General features: G+C 62.7%; 22 protein-coding genes and 1 pseudogene. 8 read left to right on the forward strand and 15 right to left on the reverse strand.

All coding sequences use genetic code 11. The features are described from left to right. Together DBR12_RS23400 and DBR12_RS21535 are read left to right on the forward strand one after the other, a co-directional pair. Positions 1 to 239: N-acetyltransferase family protein (locus tag DBR12_RS23400; protein WP_369861723.1), on the forward strand; the 239-nt coding region annotated here is incomplete at its 5' end. A gap of 13 nt (positions 240 to 252) precedes the next feature. After that, positions 253 to 699 carry a TM2 domain-containing protein gene (locus DBR12_RS21535; protein ID WP_108619082.1) on the forward strand — a complete coding sequence of 149 codons (447 nt, stop codon included), beginning with the start codon at positions 253 to 255 and terminating at the stop codon, positions 697 to 699. 101 nt (positions 700 to 800) lie between these two features. Here the strand turns inward: DBR12_RS21535 and DBR12_RS21540 are convergent, their stop codons facing one another. The 10 genes from DBR12_RS21540 to DBR12_RS21585 form a co-directional block, all read right to left on the reverse strand. After that, positions 801 to 1,811, reverse strand: a complete 1,011-nt coding sequence (locus tag DBR12_RS21540) for an inorganic phosphate transporter (RefSeq protein WP_108619083.1) — start codon at positions 1,809 to 1,811, stop codon at positions 801 to 803. Positions 1,812 to 1,830: 19 nt separating this feature from the next. Continuing rightward, the gene (locus DBR12_RS21545; protein ID WP_055403060.1) at positions 1,831 to 2,478 is read right to left on the reverse strand and encodes a DUF47 domain-containing protein; all 648 of its coding nucleotides are present in this window, start codon (positions 2,476 to 2,478) and stop codon (positions 1,831 to 1,833) included. A 162-nt stretch (positions 2,479 to 2,640) separates the two neighbouring features. Further along, a complete protein-coding gene (locus DBR12_RS21550; protein ID WP_063461306.1) occupies positions 2,641 to 3,003 on the reverse strand; it encodes a DMT family protein in 363 nt (120 codons plus the stop codon). A gap of 220 nt (positions 3,004 to 3,223) precedes the next feature. Continuing rightward, complete coding sequence (locus tag DBR12_RS21555) at positions 3,224 to 3,952, reverse strand: ABC transporter ATP-binding protein (RefSeq protein ID WP_108619084.1); 729 nt, start codon at positions 3,950 to 3,952, stop codon at positions 3,224 to 3,226. Positions 3,953 to 3,954: 2 nt separating this feature from the next. Then, positions 3,955 to 4,737 carry an ABC transporter ATP-binding protein gene (locus DBR12_RS21560; RefSeq protein WP_108619085.1) on the reverse strand — a complete coding sequence of 261 codons (783 nt, stop codon included), beginning with the start codon at positions 4,735 to 4,737 and terminating at the stop codon, positions 3,955 to 3,957. Positions 4,738 to 4,762: 25 nt separating this feature from the next. Continuing rightward, positions 4,763 to 5,839, reverse strand: a complete 1,077-nt coding sequence (locus DBR12_RS21565; RefSeq protein WP_108619135.1) for an ABC transporter ATP-binding protein — start codon at positions 5,837 to 5,839, stop codon at positions 4,763 to 4,765. 13 nt (positions 5,840 to 5,852) lie between these two features. Then, entirely contained in the window at positions 5,853 to 6,782 is a 930-nt protein-coding gene (locus tag DBR12_RS21570) for a branched-chain amino acid ABC transporter permease (RefSeq protein WP_108619086.1), read from the reverse strand. Between the two features lie 328 nt (positions 6,783 to 7,110). Continuing rightward, the gene (locus DBR12_RS21575) at positions 7,111 to 8,460 is read right to left on the reverse strand and encodes a replication-associated recombination protein A (protein ID WP_108619087.1); all 1,350 of its coding nucleotides are present in this window, start codon (positions 8,458 to 8,460) and stop codon (positions 7,111 to 7,113) included. A gap of 94 nt (positions 8,461 to 8,554) precedes the next feature. Continuing rightward, on the reverse strand, positions 8,555 to 9,187 hold the full coding sequence (gene lolA, locus DBR12_RS21580) for an outer membrane lipoprotein chaperone LolA (RefSeq protein WP_108619088.1): 633 nt from the start codon (positions 9,185 to 9,187) through the stop codon (positions 8,555 to 8,557). Between the two features lie 45 nt (positions 9,188 to 9,232). Continuing rightward, positions 9,233 to 11,569: a DNA translocase FtsK gene (locus DBR12_RS21585; RefSeq protein ID WP_108619089.1), complete on the reverse strand. Its 2,337-nt coding sequence runs from the start codon at positions 11,567 to 11,569 to the stop codon at positions 9,233 to 9,235. A gap of 200 nt (positions 11,570 to 11,769) precedes the next feature. Between DBR12_RS21585 and DBR12_RS21590 the strand changes: the two genes are divergently transcribed. Next, entirely contained in the window at positions 11,770 to 13,773 is a 2,004-nt protein-coding gene (locus DBR12_RS21590; protein WP_158275028.1) for a tetratricopeptide repeat protein, read from the forward strand. Here DBR12_RS21590 and DBR12_RS21595 read toward each other — a convergent pair. Then, the gene (locus DBR12_RS21595; protein ID WP_108619091.1) at positions 13,770 to 14,447 is read right to left on the reverse strand and encodes a Crp/Fnr family transcriptional regulator; all 678 of its coding nucleotides are present in this window, start codon (positions 14,445 to 14,447) and stop codon (positions 13,770 to 13,772) included. The genes DBR12_RS21590 and DBR12_RS21595 overlap by 4 nt on opposite strands. Before the next feature lie 185 nt (positions 14,448 to 14,632). Between DBR12_RS21595 and trxB the strand changes: the two genes are divergently transcribed. The 3 genes from trxB to rpmG all read left to right on the forward strand — a co-directional run bounded on the left by trxB (position 14,633) and on the right by rpmG (position 16,266). Then, positions 14,633 to 15,586 (forward strand): thioredoxin-disulfide reductase, encoded by a 954-nt coding sequence (gene trxB / locus DBR12_RS21600; protein ID WP_108619092.1) that lies wholly within the window; start codon positions 14,633 to 14,635, stop codon positions 15,584 to 15,586. Between the two features lie 264 nt (positions 15,587 to 15,850). Next, positions 15,851 to 16,084: a 50S ribosomal protein L28 gene (gene rpmB / locus DBR12_RS21605; protein WP_015013086.1), complete on the forward strand. Its 234-nt coding sequence runs from the start codon at positions 15,851 to 15,853 to the stop codon at positions 16,082 to 16,084. An 11-nt stretch (positions 16,085 to 16,095) separates the two neighbouring features. Beyond that, positions 16,096 to 16,266, forward strand: coding sequence for a 50S ribosomal protein L33 (rpmG, locus tag DBR12_RS21610; protein ID WP_063461314.1), 171 nt, complete (start codon positions 16,096 to 16,098; stop codon positions 16,264 to 16,266). An 84-nt stretch (positions 16,267 to 16,350) separates the two neighbouring features. Here rpmG and DBR12_RS23585 read toward each other — a convergent pair. Further along, positions 16,351 to 17,860: pseudogene (locus tag DBR12_RS23585) on the reverse strand (PLP-dependent aminotransferase family protein). A 233-nt stretch (positions 17,861 to 18,093) separates the two neighbouring features. Between DBR12_RS23585 and DBR12_RS21620 the strand changes: the two are divergent. Beyond that, on the forward strand, positions 18,094 to 18,486 hold the full coding sequence (locus tag DBR12_RS21620; protein WP_108619093.1) for a hypothetical protein: 393 nt from the start codon (positions 18,094 to 18,096) through the stop codon (positions 18,484 to 18,486). Positions 18,487 to 18,553: 67 nt separating this feature from the next. Here DBR12_RS21620 and DBR12_RS21625 read toward each other — a convergent pair whose 3' ends face one another. The 3 genes from DBR12_RS21625 to DBR12_RS21635 all read right to left on the reverse strand — a co-directional run bounded on the left by DBR12_RS21625 (position 18,554) and on the right by DBR12_RS21635 (position 23,181). Further along, the gene (locus tag DBR12_RS21625) at positions 18,554 to 19,768 is read right to left on the reverse strand and encodes a fatty acid desaturase (protein ID WP_108619094.1); all 1,215 of its coding nucleotides are present in this window, start codon (positions 19,766 to 19,768) and stop codon (positions 18,554 to 18,556) included. 180 nt (positions 19,769 to 19,948) lie between these two features. Beyond that, positions 19,949 to 21,223: an RsmB/NOP family class I SAM-dependent RNA methyltransferase gene (locus DBR12_RS21630; RefSeq protein ID WP_108619095.1), complete on the reverse strand. Its 1,275-nt coding sequence runs from the start codon at positions 21,221 to 21,223 to the stop codon at positions 19,949 to 19,951. Between the two features lie 104 nt (positions 21,224 to 21,327). After that, positions 21,328 to 23,181, reverse strand: a complete 1,854-nt coding sequence (locus tag DBR12_RS21635) for a M48 family metalloprotease (RefSeq protein WP_108619096.1) — start codon at positions 23,179 to 23,181, stop codon at positions 21,328 to 21,330. A 70-nt stretch (positions 23,182 to 23,251) separates the two neighbouring features. Between DBR12_RS21635 and DBR12_RS21640 the strand changes: the two genes are divergently transcribed. Then, the gene (locus DBR12_RS21640) at positions 23,252 to 23,506 is read left to right on the forward strand and encodes a DUF1653 domain-containing protein (protein ID WP_108619097.1); all 255 of its coding nucleotides are present in this window, start codon (positions 23,252 to 23,254) and stop codon (positions 23,504 to 23,506) included. The last annotated feature ends 110 nt before the right edge of the window (positions 23,507 to 23,616 follow it).

Genomic DNA, 23,616 nt, shown 5'->3' on the forward strand with positions numbered 1-23,616 from the left:
TGGGCCTTGGCCGCAAGTTGCTGGCCGAGCTGACCGTGCAGGCCGAAGCCGTGGGCGTGCGCAAGCTGCTGGCGGTGATTGGCGACTCGGCCAATGCGGGCTCGATCGGCGTGCACCGGGCACTGGGGTTTACCGATGTGGGCATCATGCGCTCGGTGGGCTGGAAGTTCGGCGCCTGGCGCGACATCGTGCTGATGGAAAAGACCCTGGGCGCGGGCGACACCACCTCCCCCGAATGACACAATGCCCCGCATGAAGAACAAGACCCTGGCGGCCTGGCTGGCCTTTCTGGGCGGGCCGCTGGGCCTGCACCGTTTTTACCTGCACGGCATGTGGGACCTGATCGGCTGGCTGCTGCCGCTGCCCACGGCGCTGGGGGTTTACGGCATCCAGCGCGTGCAGCAGTTTGGTCAGGACGACCACACCAGCTGGATGCTGATCCCGCTGCTGGGCTTCACCATCGCGGGCTGTGCACTGCAGGCGATCCTGTTCGCCCTGAAGACGCCCGAAGCCTGGAACGCCCGCTACAACCCCGATGCCGCGCCTGACGCCGCGCCGGGCCGCACCGGCTGGATCACCATCGCCGCCATCGTGGCGTCGCTGATGATTGGCACGGCAGTGCTGATGGCCAGCATTGCATTCAGCTTCCAGCGCTACTTCGAGCACCAGATCGAGGAAGCCCGCAAAATTTCTCAATGAAATCGGCGCCCTGCGCCTGATGAGTAAGCGCAAGCAGCTATAAAATATATAGCAATTGACCAACCGCCATCCGCTGGCAGCCAGCGGATGGCGGCGGGACTTCAGAAGATCTGCAGGCTGATCCAGTAGGCCACGGCGGCCACAAATGCGCTGGCCGGAATGGTCAAAATCCACGCCCAGACGATATTGCCTGCCACGCCCCAGCGCACAGCACTGGCGCGCTGGGTGGAGCCGACGCCCACGATGGCACCTGTGATGGTGTGGGTGGTGGACACCGGAATGCCCAGCGTGGTGGCCAGGAACAAGGTCAGCGCCCCGCCCGTCTCAGCGCAGAAGCCGCCCACAGGCTTGAGCTTGGTGATCTTCTGGCCCATGGTCTTGACGATGCGCCAGCCGCCAAACATGGTCCCCAGGCCGATGGCCACGTAACAGCTCACGATGGTCCAGGTGGGCGGCGAGGCCGCAGTTGCCGAGGTGTACCCCGTGGCGATCAGCAGCAGCCAGATGATGCCGATGGTCTTTTGTGCGTCATTGCCACCGTGGCCCAGACTGTAGGCGCCGGCAGATACCAGCTGCAGGCGGCGGAACCACTTGTCCACCTTGCTCGGGCGTGTGCGGCGGAAGATGTGCGCTACGGCCACCATCATGATGGAGCCTAGCAGGAAGCCAAGCATTGGCGAAACAAAGATGAACGCCACGGTCTTGAGGATGCCTGTGGAGATCAGCGCGCCAGCGCCCGCCTTGGCAATCACCGCGCCCACGATGCCCCCGATTAGCGCATGCGAAGAACTGCTGGGGATGCCGTAGTACCAGGTGATGACGTTCCAGGTGATGGCTCCCACCAGGGCACCAAACACCACATGTGTGTCCACGATGCCAGGCTGCACGATGCCCTTGCCCACCGTGGCCGCCACGCTCAGGTGGAAAACGAAAATCGCGATGAAGTTGAAGAACGCTGCGAACAGCACCGCCTGTGCGGGTTTGAGCACGCCGGTGGAGACCACCGTGGCAATCGAGTTGGCGGCGTCGTGGAACCCGTTCATGAAGTCGAACAGGAGCGCCAGCGCCACGAGCAGAACCACAACCCACAGGGCCGTTTGTACGGTTTCCATACCGGTCAGCCTGCGGTGATCAGGAGTTTTCGAGGACGATGCCCTCGATGCAGTTGGCCACGTCCTCGCACTTGTCGGTGATCGTCTCCAGCAGCTCGTAGATGGCCTTGAGCTTGATCACCTCGCGCACATCGGGCTCTTCGCGGAACAGCTTGCTCATGGCGCTGCGCATCACGCGGTCGGCGTCGGATTCGAGCTTGTCGATCTCCTCGCAGGTCTTGAGGGCGGCTTCGGCCACTGCGGGGTCAGCAATCTTGTCCAGCAGCTTCACCGCATCGCGCAGGCGCTCGCAACACTTGAGGCTCAGGTCCGTCAGGCGGGTGATTTCTTCGGTCATGTGGCGCACGTCGTACAGCGCCATGGTTTCTGCGGAGTCCTGGATCAGGTCGGCCACATCGTCCATCGTGTTAATGAGCGTGTGGATCTGCTCCCGGTCGATGGGGGTGATGAAGGTCTTGTGAATGGCCTTGTTGACCTCGTGCGTCACGCGGTCAGCAGCACGCTCGGCGTTGTCCACGTCCTGGTTGTACTTGTCGCGCAGGTGCGGATCACTGTAGTTGGCCACCAGCTGCGAGAAGGCCCGGGCCGCCTCGACGATGCGGTCCGCATGCTGGTTGAACATTTCGAAAAAATTGCCTTCGCGCGGCAACAGCTTGGCAAACAGCATGGGAGCGGCTCCTGGAACGGGATCGAATTATGAAAAAAGACAAAGCAATGACAGAAACATGACTTTTTCGTGACCCGAGGGAGTTTAACCGTCCGCTTCCCACCGACCGATGCCAGCGCCGCACGCGTTCATGCGCCCAGACAAGCACCCGGCGCGCCCGGATCAGGCGCTGCGAAAGATGAAATACACCGCACCGACCAGGCACAACCCCGCCCAGAGGTAGTCCCACTTGAGCGGCTGCCCCATGTAGAACACCGCAAACGGCACAAACACCCCCAGCGTGATCACCTCCTGCATGATCTTGAGCTGACCCACGTTGAACTGGGTGTAGCCGATGCGGTTGGCTGGCACCTGCAAAAGGTACTCGAACAGCGCTATGCCCCAGCTCACCAGCGCAGCGGTGTACCAGGGCGAAGACGCGAGGCTCTTGAGGTGCCCATACCACGCGAAGGTCATGAAGACGTTGCTGGCAATGAGCAGCAACACGGTCTGAAGCGAAACGGGCAGGGATTGAAGGGTGGACATCGACGGCCTCGGCCAGGAGGGGCTGGACAAGGGCCGGATTATGGCCAAAAAAGGCCCTCTGCGCGCGACAGGTAAGCACTTTATGCTATTAATACAATAGCAAACATCTGCACCCCAGTCTGCCGCACCCAAAAAAAAGGCACTGCCCAGAGGCAGTGCCTTGGTGCCATCCCGAGCCCAGTGCCCTTGGGCTGGCGGCAGACAGGGACGGCGGCGCGGGTTACTCGCCCAGATAGGCGGCACGCACCTTGGGGTCGTTCAGCAGTTGCTGGCCCGGGCCGGTCATGGTGATCAGGCCCGACTCCATCACATAGCCACGGTCGGCAATGGCCAGCGCACGGCTGGCGTTCTGCTCCACCAGCACGATGGTCACGCCCAGGGCATACACGTCGCGCACCACTTCAAAGATCTTGTCCACCATGATGGGCGACAGACCCATGGAAGGTTCGTCCAGCAGCAGCACCTTGGGCTGGCTCATCAGCGCACGGCCCATGGCCAGCATCTGCTGCTCACCACCGGACATGGTGCCCGCCAGCTGGTCCTTGCGTTCGCGCAGGCGCGGGAAGATGGTGAACATCTTCTCGATGTCGGCCAGGATGCCCGCCTTGTCCTTGCGAATGTAGGCGCCCATCTGCAGGTTTTCGGTGATGGTCATGCGGGCGAACACGCCACGGCCTTCCGGCACCATCACGAGGCCTTCCTTGACCAGGTCCCAGGCGCCCTTGCCCTTGATGCTCTTGCCCAGGTACTCGATGTCGCCATCGTTCAAGCCCAGGGTGCCGGTGATGGCCTTCATGGTGGTGGTCTTGCCAGCGCCGTTGGAGCCAATCAGCGAAACCAGTTCGCCTTCGCGCACTTCGAAGTCCACGCCCTTGACGGCCTGGATACCGCCGTAGGCCACCTTCAGGCCCTTGACCTGCAGCAGTACCTTGTTGGATTTTTCGGCCATTCTCAATGTCCTCCGGTGCCCAGATAGGCCTCAATCACTTTTTCGTTCTTCTGCACTTCGGCAGGGTTGCCTTCGGCGATCTGCTTGCCGTAGTCGAGCACCGTCACGCGGTCGCACAGACCCATCACCAGCTTCACATCGTGCTCGATGAGCAAGATGGTGCGGTTGTCGTTGCGGATGCGGTCGATCAGCTCGCGCAGCTGCACCTTCTCCGTGGCGTTCATGCCGGCGGCGGGCTCATCCAGCGCAATCAGCTGCGGGTCGGTGGCCAGGGCGCGGGCGATCTCGAGGCGGCGCTGGTCGCCGTAGCTCAGGGTCCGCGCCTTGTAGTCGGCAAACTTGCCAATGCCCACGTAGTCCAGCAGCTCCTGGGCACGCTTGGCGATGGCGGCCTCTTCGGCCTTGAAGCCCTTAGTGCGGAACACCGCGCCAAACAGGCCGGAGCCCGTGCGGATGTGGCGGCCGACCATCACGTTTTCCAGCGCCGTCATTTCAGCAAACAGGCGGATGTTCTGGAAGGTGCGCGCAATACCGGCCTTGGCCACTTCGTGCACGGCTGTGGGCTCGTAGGGCTTGCCTGCCAGCTCGAAGGTACCGGAGTCGGGCGTGTACAGGCCGGTGATCACGTTGAAGAACGTTGTCTTGCCTGCCCCGTTGGGGCCGATCAGGCCATAGACCTGACCGCGCTTGATGGTGATGCCCACGTCGGACAGGGCCTGCAGGCCGCCGAAGCGCTTGGATATTCCGGCGACCTTCAGCACCACTTCATTGGATTTCTCTGTCATTGCTAACTTTCGGTGGTGTTCTGCTTCAGGTCTTCTGCGTCAGGCTCTTGCCGTGCTCAGGCGACGGCCACAGGCCGCGGGGGCGCATCAGCATGATGATGATCATGGCCAGGGCAATCAGCAGCTGGCGCAGGATGGCGGAGTCCAGACGACCGTCCGTCATGGCTTGCAGCGGGCCCGCCACATAGCGCAGCACTTCGGGCAGGGCCGACAGCAGCACGGCGCCCAGGATCACGCCCGGAATATGGCCGATACCGCCCAGCACCACCATGGCAACGATCATGACCGACTCCATCAGGCTGAAGGACTCGGGCGAGACGAAGCCCTGGAAGGCACCGAACATCGCACCCGAGACACCACCGAACGAAGCACCCATGCCGAAGGCTAGCAGCTTCATGTTGCGGGTGTTAATGCCCATGGCCTTGGCGGCGATTTCGTCTTCACGGATGGCCATCCAGGCGCGGCCAATGCGCGAGTCTTGCAGGCGGTAGCAGATGATCACAGAGATCACCACCAGCACCAGGAACAGGTAGTAGTACAGCGTGACGGAGTTGATGTCGAAGCCGAACACCTCCAGACGCTTGCCCAGGTCCAGGCCAAAAATCTTGACCGAGTCGATCTGACCCAGGCCCTTGGGGCCGTTGGTCAGGTTGACGGGGTGGTCCAGGTTGTTCAGGAAGATGCGGATGATTTCGCCAAAGCCCAGCGTCACGATGGCGAGGTAGTCACCGCGCAGCTTAAGCGTGGGCGCCCCGAGCAGCGCCCCGAAGAACGCCGCCAGTAACGCCGCCACCGGTATCACAAGCCACAGCGAGGTGTGCAGCCCGTTGGGGAACATGGCGGCAAACGCCGCAAAGTTGTCCGCGAGGTGCGGCGAGGCCATCAAGGCAAACAGGTAGGCACCCACGGCGTAGAACGCCACGTAGCCCAGGTCCAGCAGGCCAGCGTAGCCGACCACGATGTTCAGGCCCAGGGCCAGCAGCACATACAGCAAGGCCAAGTCAGCGATACGCACCCAGGCGTTGCCGAAGGATTGCAGGATCAGCGGCAGCACCAGCAGCGCGACGGCGCCGATGATCCAGTTGGTTTTGGTGTTCTTCATGGTGTGAGGCTCCTCAGGCGCGATCGGCCACACGCTCACCCAGCAGGCCCGAGGGGCGCAGCGTCAGGATGATGATGAGCACGATGAACGCAAAGATGTCGGTGTAGTGGCTGCCCAGCAGACCGCCAGTGAGCGTGCCGATATAGCCCGAGCCAATGGCTTCGATGAGGCCCAGCAAAATGCCGCCCACCACCGCACCAGCCAAGTTGCCGATGCCGCCAAACACAGCCGCAGTGAAAGCCTTGAGTCCCGGCAGGAAGCCCATGGTGTGCTGGGCCGTGCCGTAGTTGGATGCATACATGATGCCGGCGATGGCCGCCAGCACGGCACCGATGATGAAGGTGGCCGAAATCACCATGTCGGGCTTCACGCCCATCAGGGACGCCACGCGGGGGTTCTCTGCCGTGGCGCGCATGGCGCGGCCCAGGTTGGTGTGGTTGACCAGATAAACCAGCGAGGCCAGAGCGACCGCCGTCACGCCCAGGATCAGGATCTGCGTGGGGGTGATGAAAGCGCCACCGATCTGGAAGGGCGAACTGGGCAGCAGCGTGGGATACGGCTTGTAGTTGGGCTTCCAGATGATCATCGCCAGCGTCTGAAGCAGGATCGACATACCGATGGCGGTGATCAGGGGGGCAAGGCGCGGACTGGTGCGCAGGGGCTTGTAGGCCACCTTCTCGATCACGAAGTTGAGGGTTGCAGCCACCACACACGCAATGAGGGTGGCCAGCAGCAGGATCATCCAGCCCGGCGCGCCCGGCATGGCGGCCTGCATCATTCCAATACAGCTCCAGCTGGTCAGGGCGCCGATCATGAGCACCTCGCCGTGGGCAAAATTGATGAGTTGAATAATGCCGTACACCATGGTGTAGCCCAAGGCTATCAAGGCGTACATGCTGCCGAGAACCAGACCGTTGATGATCTGTTGCAGCAAAATGTCCATAAGAGAAGTCCTTCGTTTGTGACGCACCCACCGCTCAGGCACCGGAATCGGTACAGCCTTGTGGGCCCGACTGCCATCTAGCAAAAAACCCGCCAGGCATTCAACTGTGCGGGTTTGTGGACCGGATTGTAGCGAGTAGTCTTCTCAGACCCTACCCGCGCCGGGCGGGGTTTTCCCTCGGGTTTTCGCCCCATCAGCGCGCCACGCACTTCATAAGAAAAAATGATCCACGCAGGATCATTGATGTGCAAACTTATTACCGCATCCATGCAAAATCAGCATAAAGTGGCAAACACACCCGGCATAGGCCCTTTCCGGGCCCGCTGCCTCAGTCCCCGTCGCCGGGGTCTCCACCATCGCCCGCTGCGGCATTGCGTACACGCAACTCGCGCAATTTCTGTGCAATCTTGATTTCGAGCCCGCGCTCCACCGGCTGGTAGAAACCGGGCTCCGGCATGCCCTCGGGCAGGTAGTTTTCGCCTGCGGCAAAGCCGCCCTCCTCGTCGTGTGCGTAGCGGTAGCCTTTGCCGTAGTCGAGCTGCTTCATGAGCTGCGTTGGTGCATTGCGCAGGTGCATGGGCACGGGCCGGGTGCCATCCTGCTTCACCCAGGCGCGCGCCGCGTTGTAGGCCTTGTAGACCGCGTTGGATTTGGGCGCCACGGCGAGGTACACCACGCACTCGGCCAGCGCCAGTTCGCCCTCGGGGCTGCCCAGGCGTTCGTAGACCTCGCTCGCATCGAGCGCCAGGCGCAGCGCGCGCGGGTCGGCCAGGCCGATGTCCTCGCTGGCCATGCGCACCAGGCGGCGGGCCATGTAGCGCGGGTCGGCGCCGCCGTCCAGCATGCGCACCAGCCAGTACAGCGCAGCATCGGGGTCGGAGCCGCGCACGGACTTGTGCAGCGCGCTGATGGTGTCGTAGAACTGCTCGCCGCCCTTGTCGTAGCGGCGCATACGCTCGCCCAGTACCTTGAGCAGCCACACGTCGGTGATCTCGGTGAGCTTTTCCTGCGCGGCCGCCATGGCCAGCGTCTCCAGTGTGTTGAGCAGGCGGCGTGCATCGCCATCGGCGTAGGCCACCAGGCGGTCGATTGCTACGCTTTCGATAGCTGGAAAGGCTTGCTCATCGCGCGCAAGGGCCACAATTTGCTTCAAATCCTCTTCCGACAACGGCTGCAGCACGTACACGGCGGCACGCGACAGCAATGCGGAGTTGACTTCGAAGGAGGGGTTCTCGGTAGTCGCGCCAATGAAGGTGAACAGGCCCGATTCGACATGGGGCAGGAAGGCATCCTGCTGGCTCTTGTTGAAGCGGTGCACCTCGTCCACAAACACGATGGTGCGCTGCTGCATGAGCCCGTCGCGCGCGGCCTGGGCCTGCTCCACGGCCTCGCGGATGTCCTTGACCCCTCCCAGCACGGCGCTGATGCTGATGAACTGGGCATCGAACGCATCGGCCATCAGGCGTGCGATGGTGGTCTTGCCCACACCGGGCGGGCCCCAGAGGATGCAGCTGTGCGGCCTGCCCGATTCAAAGGCGAGCCGCAGCGGCATGCCAGGGCCCAGCACATGCTGCTGGCCAATTACCTCACCCAAAGTGCGGGGCCGCAGGCGCTCGGCCAGGGGCTGGTGGTTGGAGGCCTGCGCCGCTGGGGGGGTGAAGGCACTGCGTGTGGCCATGGTGGAGTCGGTCCTGTCTACATCACGCATATCAAGCAAAAAAGCTCTTTCCGCCTGACCAACATGCGCTTTCAGCTATATTATTTATAGCAAATCACTGCTTCACCACGTCCGCCCCGGCGGGTGGCTTGAACTGAAAGCTGCTGGCAGGCAACGCCGCATTGGCCTGCATCCCGGTGAAGCGGATCAGCGACCGCTGGCCAAAGCTGTCCAGGATGTCGAGCGCTGCCAGCTGCTCTCCTGCAAAACCCACGCGCACGCTCTTGAGCTGACCGTCCTTGGTCTTCGGGCTGGCCAGCACCCACTGCAGCCCGTCCGCATCGGGGGCAGCCTCCAGCGTGAATTCGGCCTTGAGCGCCGACAGGTCGGGCGCCGAGGCCAGCAGCGCGGCGGGCGTGCTGCCCAGCGCCTGCGCCTGCGAGCGCTGCGTGACCTGGTTCAGGTCCACGTCGTACAGCCACAGGTTCTGGCCGTCGGCCACGATGGTCTGCTCAAAAGGCTTTTTGTAGACGAACTTGAAGCGCCCGGGGCGCTGGAACTCGAAGCTGCCACTCGACTGTTTAGTGCGCGCGGTCTGCCCCTCTTTGGGCGGCGAGGTCACGGTCTGCGTGAAATCGGCCTTGCCCGTCTGGGTGCCCTTCATGAAGGATTCCAGGCTTTTGAGGCCGTCAGCGCTTGCTGCACTTGCGGCAGCAGCTATCAAAATTACAGTAGCGATCTTTTTCAACAGAAACTCCTGTGGGGTGCGGGCAGGGGCTTTCCGCCCGGCCTATCATTCGCTGCGGTTGGGCACCAACACTTCGCGCTGCCCGCTGGCCGTCAGTGCGCTGACCAGCCCGGCTTTTTCCATGTCTTCCAGCAGCCGCGCCGAGCGGTTGTAGCCAATGCGCAGCTTGCGCTGCACGTACGAGATGCTGGCCTTGCGGTCCTTGAGCACCACTTCGACGGCCTGGTCGTACATGGGGTCCTTCTCGCCGCCTTCGCCACCAGCACCATCCCCTGACAGATCGCCGTCGCCATCCACAGTTCCACCTTCGAGCACGCCCTCGATGTAGTCCGGCTCCCCTTGTTCCTTGAGGTAGCTGACGACACGGTGTACTTCTTCGTCCGACACAAAGGCGCCATGCACCCGGATCGGCAAGCCCGTGCCGCTGGCCATGTAGAGCATGTCACCCATGCCCAGCAGCGCTTCGGCGCCCATCTGGTCGAGGATGGTGCGGCTGTCGATCTTGGAACCCACCGAGAACGCGATGCGGGTGGGAATGTTGGCCTTGATCAGGCCGGTGATCACGTCCACGCTGGGGCGCTGGGTGGCCAGGATCAGGTGGATGCCTGCCGCGCGCGCCTTCTGCGCCAGGCGGGCGATCAGCTCCTCGATCTTCTTGCCCACCACCATCATCAGGTCGGCCAGCTCGTCGATGATGACCACGATGTGCGGCAGACGCTGCAGCGGCTCGGGCTCTTCGGGCGTGAGGCTGAAGGGGTTGTAGATGAATTCCTCGCGCGCCTTGGCCTCGTCGATTTTGGTGTTGTAGCCCGCAAGATTGCGCACCCCGAGCTTGCTCATGAGCTTGTAGCGTCGCTCCATCTCGGCCACGCACCAGTTCAGTCCGTGGGCGGCCTGCTTCATGTCGGTCACCACGGGCGCCAGCAGATGCGGAATGCCTTCGTAGACCGACATTTCCAGCATCTTGGGGTCGATCATCAAGAGGCGCACATCGCGCGCCTCGGCCTTGTACAGCAGCGAGAGGATCATCGCGTTGATCCCCACCGACTTGCCCGAACCGGTGGTGCCGGCCACCAGCACATGCGGCATCTTGGCGAGGTCGGCCACCACCGGGTTGCCCACGATGTCCTTGCCCAGGCCCATGGTGAGCATGCTCTTGGCCTCGTGGTACACCTGCGATCCAAGGATTTCAGACAGGCGGATGGACTGGCGTTTGGCGTTGGGCAGTTCCAGCGCCATGTAGTTCTTGCCCGGGATGGTCTCCACCACGCGGATGGAAACAAGGCTGAGTGAACGCGCCAGGTCCTTGGCCAGGCCCACGATCTGCGAACCCTTCACGCCCGTTGCGGGCTCGATCTCGTAGCGCGTGATCACCGGCCCAGGCATGGCCGCGACCACACGCACTTCCACACCAAAGTCCTTGAGCTTTTTCTCGATGAGGCGGCTGGTCATCTCCAGCGTCTCGGGTGCCACGGTTTCCTGGCGCTGCTGCGGGCCATCGAGCAGGTCCACCAGGGGCAGCTTGCTGTCGGGCATCTCGGTGAACAGGGGTTTTTGCCGCTCTTTCACCACACGCGTGCTTTGGGGCACGTCCACCAGCACGGGTTCAATGATCTGGATGGGCTCGGGGTGATGCACCTCGCTCTCGGTGCGCTCCTCCAGCACCACGACTTCGCGCTCGCGCGCGGCCTTGCGGCCCACGGCCACATCCTTGGCCACCTCGCGTTTGGCCAGGCGCGCCTGCACCAGCGCATCGATGCGCCCCCCCAGAAACTCAGCCACATGGCCCCACGAAAAGCGGAACACCAGCGCTGCACCCATTACAGCCAACACAATAGCCAGCAGCCCAGAGCCCGTGAAACCCAGCCATTTCACACTGGCAGGCCCCGTGAGATACCCCAGCACGCCGCCGGCATGGCCTGGCAGGAAGGACTCAAAACGGTACAGCCGCGACCACTCCAGTGCAGTGCTGGCGCACATCAGCACCACCAGGCCCAGCCAGAACGTGGCACGGCGCACCAGCGGACTTGCGGCCCCGGCCACGGCTTCGCCCCCGCGCATCCACCGCGCCAGCGACGACAACCACGCCCGCACACCCGCCGCCACACACAACCACACGGAAAAGCCCACCGCAAAGTAGCTGCCGTCAGCCAACCAGGCCCCCAGACGCCCCGCCCAATTGGCCACCGCGCGCGCATCCCGCGCCCCCGAGGTGGACCAGGCCGCGTCCTGGGCCGAATAGCTGACCAGCGCCAGCAGCCAGAAAATCAGGGCCAGCAGGCCCACCAGCAGGCCAATCTCATGGCCAAAACGGGCAGCGCCCGTTCGGGGCGGCGACTTGGCCGCCGCCGATGCATTCAAGGTATTGAGGGAATAGGTCATAAGCGTGCCAAGCGAGCTTACCCCAAGCATTGGGCATCGATGCCACACCAGATTGGCAGAACATGCTGAAGCAAATGCAAGGCCACTTGGGAGGCCTGATGGGCCTCTCGGCTCGATAATGGTGAACCACACCATCCGAGTCTCCCCTCGAACTGATCAACACCGAGATCCGATGGGGCATGGGATCCACAGGACGAACAATGGCAATCAACTTATTTACAGGTTCTGCTGCCACGCCCAGCCACTTAGAAGTGCAGGCCCTTCTACACCTTTATCAACAAGGGGATCTGGAAAACGCGCGCTTTAAGGCAGAGGCTCTGACCAAAAAATTTCCGAAACACGCATTGGGCTGGAGCATTCTCGGAGCAATCTTCCGCGCACGCCGTGAGCATGGAGATGCCCTCCCCCACCTGAAGAAAGCGGCCGAAATCAACCCGGGTGATGCCTCTGCGCATTTCAATCTCGCAAATACGCTGCGAGACCTCGGCCGACCTGAGGAGGCCTCCCGTCACTATCACCGCGCGTTGAAATTAAAGCCTGATCTACCTCATGGTTTTTTTCATCTCGGAAACATGCAACAAGACATGGGGCAGATGACTATGGCCGAGCGCAGTTTTCGCAAGGCTCTGGAGTTCACACCTAACCACATTGAGTCCCTGAGCAACCTGGCTTGCCTACTGCAGGACTGCGGGCGCCTTAGCGAGGCCTTGGAACTATCTCACCGCGCGTTGGAAATCCAGCCCGCAAACGCAGCCTTGCACTACAACCATTGCGACCTGCTTCTGGAAATGGGTTTACTCGACCAAGCAGAAAATGCAGCGCGCAAGACAATGGCTCTCGCTCCCGATATGGCGCAGACACACGCCCTGATGGCCAACGTGCTCAAAGCTCGCAGCGACTTGGATGGCGCCGTGTACGCATACCTGCACGCACTTAGCATTGAGCCGGATAACACCGACATCCATAGCAGTTTGTTATTTACACTGAGTTACCTGCCCGCATGGAACCAAGCAGACACGCTTAAGCACGCGAAAACTTTTGGCAGGACGTGCTCGGAGAAGGCAAAGAAACTTTCTCGGGAATGGGCGGGCGAAACATCCCCCCAAGTCTTACGCGTGGGACTGGTATCTGCCGACCTCAGAAATCACCCAGTGGGCCATTTTCTAGAGGGTGTGCTCGGCAACACTGATCCCGCGCGAATCGAGTTGGTGGCGCTGAGCGCCCAAGACTTTGAGGACGAGTTGACCCGACGTATTCGCCCTGCATTCAGCGAATGGCACTCACTCGCAGGCATGCCGGATCACGAAGCAGCGCTAATGATTCGACGCCTTGGCCTGCATCTGGTGCTGGACCTCTCTGGCCATACTGCCGGAAATCGTCTACCCCTCTTCGCCTACCGCCTTGCCCCCGTGCAAGCCACTTGGCTGGGCTACTTTGCAACCACGGGGGTGCGGGAAATGGACTATTTAATTGCAGATCCCGTCAGTCTGCCCGCCAGATGCGAAAGCCATTTCACAGAGACGATTTGGCGCCTACCTGACACCCGACTTTGCTTCACACCTCCAAGCATAGTCATTGATGTAAATCCGCTCCCCGCTTTGTCCAGTGGAGTTGTGACGTTCGGCAGCACTAGCAACCTACTGAAACTCAACGACAAAGTCATTGCACTGTGGAGCCGAATTCTAAATGACCTACCCAAAAGTCGCCTGCTGCTTCAGGCCAAGCAGTTGAACCACGCAGACGCGAAAAACATGCTGCTAAAGCGCTTCGGCACCCATGGTGTGCCAGCAGAGCGAATTATCCTTGAAGCACCAGCAGAGCGCCAAAGCTACTTGCATACATACCATCGCGTGGATATTTGCCTAGACCCTTTCCCCTTTCCTGGGGGCACAACCACAGCAGAAAGCCTTTGGATGGGGGTGCCTGTTCTCACATTAGATGGTGATCACTTTCTTGCCAGACAAGGCTCAGCGCTCATGACAACGGTTGGACTTGAAGAATGGGTAGCAAAGGACGAAGAGGATTATTTGGCGCGTGCTATCCAACACTCTCAAAGCATCGAATCACTAGCTCATCTCCGACAAAATTTGCGCTCAAACACGCTAGCTACAGCACTCTTCGATGCGCCACGTTTTGCACGGAACCTCGAAACCGCTTTGTGGGGGATGTGGACCAAACATAAACAAACCATTTCCCCGACTTAGCCCAGGGCGTTCAATCTTTCCTTTAACAGCGTGCCGCCGCTGGGGAGCACCTCTATGAAACCACGCTCTTCCAGGTCCTTCATCACGCGGCTGACCATCTCGCGCGAGGCGCCCACCATCTTGGCCAGGTCCTGACGCGAGATCTTGTCCTTGATCACCTGCTGACCCTGGGCATCGGGCACGGCAAAATCCAGCAGGGCGTGGGCCACACGGCCATACACATCCAGTAACGCCAGTGACTCAATCTTGCGATCGGCATGGCGCAGGCGCTTGACCAGGCCACGCATCACCACCAGCGACATGGAGGCGTTCTCCGTCAGGCAACGCGCAAACTCGGTGCGCCCCAGCACCAGCACATCGGTCTGCACCTCAGCACGCACCGTGGCCGAATGGGGTTCGTTGTCGATGATGCTCATCTCGCCCAGGTAGTCGCCCTGGGCCAGGGTGGCCAGGATCACCTCGCGCCCCCGACTGTCCGAAGTCATTACCCGGGCCCGGCCAGTGAGCAAGATGAACAGTGCATCGGACTTCTGCCCCTGCTCCACCAGTGCCTCACCGCGCTTGAAACGGCGCTTGATCACCGCACCGCTGATCACCTCGGCCTGTGCCATCGTCAGCAACGAGAACAAGGGCACCCGGCGCAGCAGGTCCAGGTTGGACAACATCGTGGACATGCAGACATCTCCTTTCAGGGTGCGACCCAACCGGCGCCGCAACGGGTTATCAATCGCTTCTTACAATCGCCGTGATTGAAAAACGGGCTGCGTGCAGCCGCATCCGCCGGTTGATACTCGGCGGCTCAACCCCCAGCTTTACCAACAGCGCCCCGTGTAGCGGGCGCAAAACACAGGCTTTTACCATGTCCACCACCCAACACGCGAAAGTTCTGATCCTTGGCTCTGGCCCTGCGGGCTACACCGCGGCGGTGTATGCCGCCCGCGCCAACCTGAATCCGGTGCTCATCACTGGCATGGCCCAAGGCGGCCAGCTGATGACAACGACCGAGGTGGACAATTGGCCCGCCGACGTGCATGGCGTGCAGGGTCCGGACCTGATGCAGCGTTTTCTTGAACATGCCGAGCGCTTCAAGACCCAGATCATCTTCGACCACATCAACAAGGTCGATTTCAGCAAGCGCCCCTTCACCCTCACCGGCGACAGCGGCACCTACACCTGCGACGCACTGATCTTGGCCACAGGCGCATCGGCCAAGTACCTGGGCCTGCCGTCGGAAGAAGCTTTCATGGGCAAGGGCGTGTCGGGTTGTGCCACCTGCGACGGCTTCTTCTACCGCGAGCAGGATGTCTGCGTGGTCGGTGGCGGCAATACCGCTGTGGAAGAAGCGCTATACCTGTCCAACATCGCCCGCAAGGTCACGCTGGTGCACCGCCGCGACAAGTTCAAAGCCGAGCCCATCCTGGTGGACAAGCTCAACGAGAAAGTGGCAGCGGGCAAGATCGAGCTCAAGCTGTTCAACACCCTGGACGAAGTGCTGGGCGACAACACCGGCGTGACCGGCATCCGCATCAAGAGCACCAAGGACGGCAGCACGGAAGACATCAAGCTGCAAGGCTGCTTCATCGCCATCGGCCATGCACCCAACACCGAGATCTTCCAGGGCCAGCTGGAGATGGAAAACGGCTACATCATCACCCAGGGCGGGCTCAAGGGTTTTGCCACCCAGACCAGCGTGCCCGGCGTGTTTGCTGCGGGCGACGTGCAGGACCATGTGTACCGCCAGGCCATCACCAGTGCAGGCACAGGCTGCATGGCCGCGCTGGACGCGCAGCGCTTCCTGGAACAAGAAGCTTGATGACGAGCAAGGCCCCCACGCTCCGCCGCTGCGCGGGTCGCTGCCCCCCAAGGGGGCTTTTTTGTCTTGAGGCGGCCCGTCGACAAAAATCGGGCTGCAGGCTATAATCTGCGGCTTTGCTGAATTCGGCCCGTTTTTTGCGGCGCCTGAAACCAAGCAAATCGGGTTACCGCCACCCTTTCTGGCGAGGTGAGGCCGCAAGCCAACCTGGGCACACAAGCCCAGGGCCCAGCGAACGGCCGTTAAAAGTATCGGAGTGTCCTCATGGCACGCGTCTGCGACGTAACGGGCAAGAAGCCCATGACCGGGAACAATGTTTCCCACGCCAACAACAAAACCAAGCGCCGGTTCCTGCCGAACCTGCAATACCGCCGTTTCTGGGTCGAGAGCGAAAACCGCTGGGTTCGCCTGCGTGTTTCGAGCGCTGCCCTGCGTTTGATCGACAAGAACGGTATCGACTCGGTGCTCGCAGATCTGCGTGCCCGTGGCCAGGCTTAAGGAGTAGCACCATGGCAAGCAAAGGCGGACGCGACAAGATCAAGCTGGTGTCCTCGGCGGACACCGGTCACTTCTACACCACCACCAAGAACAAGAAGACGATGCCTGAAAAGATGTCGATCATGAAGTTCGACCCCAAGGCTCGCAAGCACGTCGAGTACAAGGAAGCCAAGCTGAAGTAATTCGGCGCCGCTCCCCCAAAAAACCGCCCCCAGGGCGGTTTTTTTATGCCTGCAGCACAACGGGCTGCCTTCGGGTGGGCAACCTCATGCCACCTTGCGCGGCGCAGGCAGCTCCGCCATCTGGGCAGCCAGCAAGTCACCCAACGTGCGGTAGCCCGCCTCCACCTCGGCGGTAAACGGCATGCCGCAGCTCAGCCGCAGGAAATGCTCATACCGCCCCGTGTTGGAGAACATGGGGCCCGGGGCCACGCGGATGCCGTTTTGCAACGCCTCGTCGTACAGCCGCGTCGAAGAAATGCCCAGAGGCAGCTCCAGCCACAGGCTCAGCCCACCCGGCGGCAAACTCAGGCGCGTGCCTGCAGGGAAGTAGCGCGCCACGGCCCGCGCCGCCTGTTCGCGCTGGATGCGCAGCTGCACCCGCATGCGGCGCATGTGGCGCTCGTAGGCTGGGGAATCCACGCTGCGCGCGGCCAGCAGCTGCGACCAGGTCTGCATGTTGCGCGTGCGTGCGAACTTGATCATCTGCACCCGCGCCTGCCAGCGGCCCGCACTCATCCAGCCCTGGCGCAGGCCGGGCGCAAAGCTCTTGCTGAGCGATGCACAGTAGATCACCTGGCCCGCATCGCCCGGCCGGTCCCAGGCCTTGGCAGGGCGCAGCACGCGGGAGGACTCCACAAACTCCCGGTAGATGTCGTCCTCGACGAGCGCCAGCCCATGCTCCACACACAGGGCCACCAGGCGTTCCTTGTGGACGTCGGGCATCACACTGCCCAGGGGCATCTGCAGGTGGGGCACCACCACCACGCCCTTGAGCCGGGGCTCATTGCGCGCGGCCAGTTCCAGCGCCTCCAGCGACATGCCGGTGTGCGGACTGCTTGGAATCTCCAGCGCACGCAGCCCTCGCACCTCGATGGCCTGCAGGATGCCAAAAAACGTGGGCGACTCCACGGCAATCACGTCGCCTGGCTCGGCCACCGCATCCAGCGCAAGCAAGGTTCACCCCTTCAGAGTTGCCATGCGTCGCACCAATATCGGCTGGCGCCACACACACGCCAAAGCTGAGCGCATGCCGCGCCATGGCCCGCTGGAACTCCGGATGCGTGGTCGGCGCCGAGGGGCCGTGCACCAGGATATCGGGCTGCTCCCGCAGCAGGCCATGGGCCAGCCGGTTGAGCGCAGCCGCATCAAACAGGCTGGGCACGGGCATGGCGCTGCCCAGGTCCAGTGGCAAGGGGCCGGCGCGGCGGGCCTTCTCCAGAAAGCCCGAAATACGTTCGTTGATGCCAGCGAAGACGCGCGGGTCCCGGGCCAGTGGCTCACGCAGGTCCGGCTCACGCGCCCCGGGCAGCGCCACGCCACCCGGCTCCCGCACAAAGTAACCCACCCGTTCCCGGGCCTCCACACACCCCTGGGATTCGAGCTGGCGCAACACCTGCAGCGCCGTGGTCAGGCTCACCTGGTGCCGCTGGCACAACTCGCGCACCGAAGGCATGCGCATGCCGGGTGCGAGGCTGCCTGCGGCGATCGCCTGCTCATACAAGGCCGCCAGCTGGCGGTAGATCGGGACTTCCCGGGGCTCGGAGGAATGTGACATGGCGTGATCCGCCGCCGCAGGACGGGCTCGGCAGCCGGCCCATGCATAGTGCCCGAACACCGCTGGCAGGTACAGATACAGGTAAGGGGATCGAGAACCATAACAGCATTCAAAAAACCAACGCTGTTCTACCCTTCTGCGCCGGTGCGTGTACCTGTTGAACCAAAGCGACTTTTTCTACGCTAGGGCCTTCACTACAGCCTTTCCTCTATCCACCCGGAGCACCACGCACCATGTCCCTGCACACCACCACGCCACCCCTTACCCAGAATCTCGCCCCTAGCCAGAGCGCTTGGATTTGCCTGGCCCCCGGCAGCACACTGCGCACCACGCAGGGCGACGTGACCGTTCACTGGCCTCCCCAAGCCTGCGGGCTGACATTGCATGCACCACCGCCCTCCTTGCTGGGGGCAGGGCAACACCTGCCGCAGAACGGGCAGGTGCAGGCCGTCTGGCTCCAGCTGCACAACCCCTGGCACCGCTCTGCCGAAATCCACCTCATGGAAGCCACACCTGCGCCAGGGCTGTGGCAGAGTATCTGGCGCGGGCTGTGCGCCGCCGTCCAAAGCCCCCGGAAAGCCGCCACGGACTCCGGCCATAGCGAGGCGTTGCCCGCCGCGCGGTAAGCGAGAACTCCAAAAGGAAAAGGCCTTGCCGCTTGGCAAGGCCTTTTTGTGGTCAGAGCAAACCGCTTCAGGCCTGCGCCGCCCGCAGCCGCAGCGAAAACTCGCGCAACGCGGAAATACCGCTTTCTTCCGCACGGCGGCACCAGGCTTGCAGATCAGCCGTGAGCTGCTCACGCGATTGCGAGGTGTTCAACCACAGCTGGCGCAGTTCCTCGCGCATGGTCACCATCTTGTCGAGCGCAGGGTGCGCGGCGCGGGCCTGTGCCAGTTGTGGCAGCGCGATGGCCGGAATCTTCTCGGCATCGCGAGGCAGCCAGCGCTTGGCAGCCTTCAGCACCGAGACATCTGCCTGGCGCGCCTTGAGCGCAGCAATCTCTTCCTTGCAAGCCTGGCGCACACCCCGGGCATAACCGGCCATGACCTCATAGCGGTTGGCAATCAAGGCCTCCAGGGTTTTCTCATCGGCCACGGCTTTCACATCACCCAGTTGCAGCTTGGGCGGAACCTTCTTGACTGTGGCCCACCCCACCTTTTTCATCAAGCTGATATAGACCCATCCAATGTCGAACTCGTAGGGCTTGACCGAGAACTTTGCCGACGTGGGATAGGTGTGGTGGTTGTTGTGCAGCTCTTCGCCACCAATGATGACGCCCCAGGGCGAGAGGTTGGTGCTGGCATCCTGCGCTTCAAAATTGCGGTAACCCCAGTAGTGGCCCACGCCGTTCACCACACCGGCCGCCCAAAAGGGAATCCAGAGCATCTGCACCGCCCACACGGCGGCACCCAAGGCGCCGAACAGGGCCAGATCGAGCACCAGCATCAGGCCCACGCCTTGCCAACCGAAACGGGTGTACACATTGCGCTCCATCCAGTCATCCGGCGTGCCATGTCCGAACTTCTTGATGGTTTCCATGTTCTTGGACTCGGCGCGGTACAACTCGGCGCCGCGCCACATCACGGTGTCCAGGCCACGTGTCTGAGGGCTGTGGGGGTCGTCCACGGTTTCGCACTTGGCGTGGTGCTTACGGTGGATGGCCACCCACTCCTTGGTGACCATGCCCGTGCCGATCCACAGCCAAAAGCGGAAGAAATGCGAAGGAATGGCGTGCAGGTCGAGCGCGCGGTGCGCCTGGGCACGGTGCAGAAAAATCGTGACCGCCGCGATGGTGATGTGGGTCGTCGCCAGGGTGTACAGCACGATTTGCCACCAAGCCAGGTTCCAAAGCCCATGGCCCAGCCAGTCAATGGCAGCGTTCAGCACAGCCCAATCGGGTAACAGCATATTCAACAAAAGCCTTACTACAAAGAACCCGTTCACCAGCGAAGCAGGTATCCAATTTTAAAGTGACACCCGTTTGAAAAACCGGGGGCATCCATAGGATTTACGCGGATTTAGAGGGCATTCCCAGCCCATCTGTCGCCAACTGGTCAGATCCCTAAGTTGGTGCAGGCGCCCCGCCCCTCAGCGCTTGCGGGTCCAGACGGCTGCAAAGAAACCGTCGGTCTGGTGCAAATGGGGCCACAAGCGCAAATAACCACTGCCAGACACGCCCCCGCTGCACAGCCCCTGGGCGCTTTCAACCTTGAGCTGCGCTAGCAGTTCACCCGCATCGAGCAGCTCAAAATCTGGATGTGCGGCGCTGAAGGCCTCAGCAATCGCCTCGTTCTCCTCGGGCAGGATGCTGCAGGTGGCATACACCAGCCGCCCACCGGGTTTGAGCAGGCGCGCCGCGCTGGCCAGGATCGAAGACTGCTTGGCGGTCAGCTCCTCCACGGCCTTGGGCGTCTGGCGCCACTTGAGGTCGGGGTTGCGCCGCAGAGTGCCCAGGCCGGAGCAAGGCGCATCCACCAGCACACGGTCGATCTTGCCAGCCAGGCGCTTGACGCGCTCGTCGCGCTCGTGCGCAATGGCGGCAGGGTGCACGTTCGAGAGGCCACTGCGCGCCAAACGGGGCTTGAGCGCATCCAGCCGGTGGCCCGAGACGTCAAAGGCATAGAGCCGCCCGGTGTTGCGCATGGTCGCGCCCACCGCCAGCGTCTTGCCGCCCGCGCCCGCGCAGAAGTCCACCACCATCTCACCGCGCTTGGCGTCAAGCAGCAGTGCCAGCAGCTGCGAGCCTTCGTCCTGCACCTCGATCGCGCCACGGATGAACGCATCCAGCTTGGTCAATGCTGGCTTGTCGTCAACGCGCAGGCCCCAGGGCGAATAAGGCGTAGGTTGAGCCTTGATACCGGCCTTGGCCAGCTCTTTTTGCACGTCTGCGCGCTTGTCCTTGAGCGCATTGACGCGAAGGTCCAGCGGGGCACTCTGGGCAAGGCTGCCCACCAGGGGCCAGAAGCCATCGCCCAATTGGTCCTTGAGGGGCTTGACCAGCCATTCGGGCAGGTTGTGGCGGTGGCGCTCCATCAGATCGTCCACCGTGACGGCATCGCACTGGTCCAGCCAGTTCTTCTCCTGGTCGGTCAGTGCCGCCTTGAGGAAATCGCGCGGGCCGTGAAAGCCCAGGATGGCCAGGCGCCGCTCCTTGGGGCCCGAGCCCGAAGGCGCCATGTGGTCAAACAACAGCTTCTTACGCAGCACGGTGTAGACCGTTTCGGCCAGCGTGGCGCGCTCGCGGGGCCCCAGGCCCCGGTTGTCACGGAAAAAACGCGACACCACCGCATCGGCGGGGTGTTCAAAAGTGAGGGTGAGCCTGACCAGTTCGGCACAGGCGTCGAGAAGAACTTTGGGATGCATCCCCCGATTGTCCCATTCCCCGCCACGTTGGCTGCATCCGCCCTCGCCGCCCAGTTCGCAGCAAGCAGGGAGGTGACGAGGCCGCTCAGGCCAGGACTTTCACCTCACCGGGTATAGATGGGCTCGAACGCCGAACGCTGTATCTCCTGCAGCGTGGGCGACTCGCCCGCCCACAGCACCAGCGCGGGGCCGGGCAGGCTCAGGTTGCGCTCCAGCGCGCGGCATAGGTGGTAGCGGCTTTCATCGTCCATGCCCGGCAGCTCCACAAACACCAGGTAGGCCCTGCGCTGCGGGTGTTCACGCAGGTTCTTGCGCACCAGCCAGCAGCGGGCCAATGGCGCGCAGCGGGCCAGTTCAGACTGCAACTCGGCCAGCTCGAAGGCGCTCAGGTCGTTGCGCGTGATCTGGCTGAAAAACGAGGTGCCCGACAACTCTTCCCAGGCGCGCTCTTCCGACTCCTGGGCACGCTCAAGCCGTTTGCGCCACTGCTTGAAAGCGGCGGCGTCATGGTCCAGTCCCAGTCGTGGGGTCTCCAGCTCCGCCAGCGCAGTGCGTGCTGCCCAGTAGCGGTCGCTACTGCCTGCCTCCCACACCCGGTTCAACAGCGCCAGCTTGGCTTCGCGGTCGCCTTCGGGCAGGCAAGGCACGAGCCCGCGCAGGGCAGCCGGGTAGTCAGGGCTGCGCTCCAGCGCCAGCTCATACAGGGCACGCACATCGGCATGCGGGTCCAGGTGGCGCCTGAGACGCGCCAGCTCCACCAGGTCGGCGGCACTGCTCTGCGCCGTGGATGCACCCAGGGCGTCGGCACGGGCGCGCACGCGGCCCAACCAGGCATGGTGCTGCTTCCACTCGGTGGCGTTGTCGCGGCACCATTGCTTGTCGAAATGCGCCACCCAGCGTTTGGCATCGGGCCCCAGCAGGGCCAGGGCATTGCCACGTGACCAGTCTGGCACGGTGGGCGCTGCATCGAGCGCCTCAATGCGATCGCGCAGGCCGGGGTGGGTGTCGTCCACACTGCTCAGGCGCTTGAGCGCCTGGCGCAGCGCATCGTTGGCAAACACGGCGTCCGGGGCCTTGGCCAACTGGCGCCGCATGCTGCGGTAAGGGCCCACCGGCAAAGGGTTGTCGGCCGCCACACACCAGTGGTTGCCCCAGAACTCCGCCTGCAGCCAGGCGCCCCGGATCTCGATTTCGGCCAAAGCGGCAGCCGTCACGTCGCGGCCCAGCAGCTTGCCCGCAATGCGGTCGGCTTCGTATTCGTCCTGCCGCGCCAGTGCGAAGGTCTTGGCCGAAAAACGCGGAAAGTACCAGCGCATGAAGGCCTGGGTGGCGGCCGCCACCGGGCCTTCGTCGTCGGCCAGGCTGTGGTTCAGACGCATCCACGACAGGCGCGTGCGGTAGATCCAGGCGGCAAACCGGCCATGGTCGCCCCGCAGGTGCCCGTATTCATGGGCCAGCACGGCCAGAAAACGCGGCCGATCCAGCGCCATCAGCAGGGGCAGGCCAATGCTCAGGTGGTTGACGGCACCGCCCAGCAGGCCAAAACGCGGCAGTTGCTGGATGCTGGCATTGAATTCGTCGGTGAGGGTGACCTTGTGGATGGGGGGCCCCTTGATCTTGCGGCGGATGCGCGCCAGGGCCTCGAACAGGTCGGGCGCGTCCAGCGCCGTGACCTCCACGCCTGCGGGCTCGTCAAAACGCACCCACAGGGCCCGCAGACTGACCCAGAGCAGGCCACCCGCGCCCAGCAGGGCCCACACCAAAGCAAAACGAAAACGGCCATGCAGCAATTGCGGCACCACCCACATCAAAATACCCAGCGCTAGCGCAAGGCATCCCAGTACCCACGCATAGCCCAGCGCCGCGAACGCCGCCACGCTGCGGCGGTACGCTCGGCTGTTGTCAGCACTGGCATGCTCGCTCATGCGCACCAGATGCACAAAATCTGCCTGATCCACGGACGTCCCTCACTCGTGCTTGATATTTGTCAGCCGCCATCCTAACCACTCGAGCCTGCGCACCACCACCATGACCGACGACGACCTACCCCCACTCATCCACACGCCCCCAGGGCTGTACCGCCACTACAAGGGCATGCTTTACGAGGTGATCGACACCGTGCGCCACAGCGAGACGCTGGAGCCCATGACGCTGTACCGGGCGCTGTATGGCCAGCGCGGCCTGTGGGTGCGCCCCGCTGCCATGTTTGAAGAGCAGGTGCTCATCGACGGCGTGCTGCGACCACGGTTCGAAAAATGCGGGGATGAAGCCAAAAAACCCTGAATACCGTTGGGTTCACGCCGCTCTGCGCGGAAAGATAGCCGCCGCCACCAAACCTCCACCTGCGGCATTGCGCACCACCAGTTGCCCCCCGTGGCGGCGCGCAATGTCGC

It is taken from the genome of Acidovorax sp. HMWF029, from assembly GCF_003060895.1.
In the GTDB taxonomy this organism is placed as follows: domain Bacteria; phylum Pseudomonadota; class Gammaproteobacteria; order Burkholderiales; family Burkholderiaceae_C; genus Acidovorax.

Coding starts and splice junctions, on each gene's coding strand:
- DBR12_RS21550 (WP_063461306.1), bottom strand. CDS start 3,003: ATGTCCACCCTTCAATCCCTGCCCGTTTCGCTTCAGACCGTGTTGCTG.
- DBR12_RS21570 (WP_108619086.1), bottom strand. CDS start 6,782: ATGGACATTTTGCTGCAACAGATCATCAACGGTCTGGTTCTCGGCAGC.
- DBR12_RS21560 (WP_108619085.1), bottom strand. CDS start 4,737: ATGACAGAGAAATCCAATGAAGTGGTGCTGAAGGTCGCCGGAATATCC.
- DBR12_RS21535 (WP_108619082.1), top strand. CDS start 253: ATGAAGAACAAGACCCTGGCGGCCTGGCTGGCCTTTCTGGGCGGGCCG.
- DBR12_RS21540 (WP_108619083.1), bottom strand. CDS start 1,811: ATGGAAACCGTACAAACGGCCCTGTGGGTTGTGGTTCTGCTCGTGGCG.
- DBR12_RS21545 (WP_055403060.1), bottom strand. CDS start 2,478: ATGCTGTTTGCCAAGCTGTTGCCGCGCGAAGGCAATTTTTTCGAAATG.
- DBR12_RS21595 (WP_108619091.1), bottom strand. CDS start 14,447: ATGTCCACGATGTTGTCCAACCTGGACCTGCTGCGCCGGGTGCCCTTG.
- DBR12_RS21575 (WP_108619087.1), bottom strand. CDS start 8,460: ATGGCCACACGCAGTGCCTTCACCCCCCCAGCGGCGCAGGCCTCCAAC.
- DBR12_RS21555 (WP_108619084.1), bottom strand. CDS start 3,952: ATGGCCGAAAAATCCAACAAGGTACTGCTGCAGGTCAAGGGCCTGAAG.
- DBR12_RS21640 (WP_108619097.1), top strand. CDS start 23,252: ATGACCGACGACGACCTACCCCCACTCATCCACACGCCCCCAGGGCTG.
- rpmG (WP_063461314.1), top strand. CDS start 16,096: ATGGCAAGCAAAGGCGGACGCGACAAGATCAAGCTGGTGTCCTCGGCG.
- DBR12_RS21585 (WP_108619089.1), bottom strand. CDS start 11,569: ATGACCTATTCCCTCAATACCTTGAATGCATCGGCGGCGGCCAAGTCG.
- DBR12_RS21625 (WP_108619094.1), bottom strand. CDS start 19,768: ATGCTGTTACCCGATTGGGCTGTGCTGAACGCTGCCATTGACTGGCTG.
- DBR12_RS21630 (WP_108619095.1), bottom strand. CDS start 21,223: ATGCATCCCAAAGTTCTTCTCGACGCCTGTGCCGAACTGGTCAGGCTC.
- trxB (WP_108619092.1), top strand. CDS start 14,633: ATGTCCACCACCCAACACGCGAAAGTTCTGATCCTTGGCTCTGGCCCT.
- DBR12_RS21620 (WP_108619093.1), top strand. CDS start 18,094: ATGTCCCTGCACACCACCACGCCACCCCTTACCCAGAATCTCGCCCCT.
- rpmB (WP_015013086.1), top strand. CDS start 15,851: ATGGCACGCGTCTGCGACGTAACGGGCAAGAAGCCCATGACCGGGAAC.
- DBR12_RS21590 (WP_158275028.1), top strand. CDS start 11,770: ATGGCAATCAACTTATTTACAGGTTCTGCTGCCACGCCCAGCCACTTA.
- DBR12_RS21565 (WP_108619135.1), bottom strand. CDS start 5,839: ATGAAGAACACCAAAACCAACTGGATCATCGGCGCCGTCGCGCTGCTG.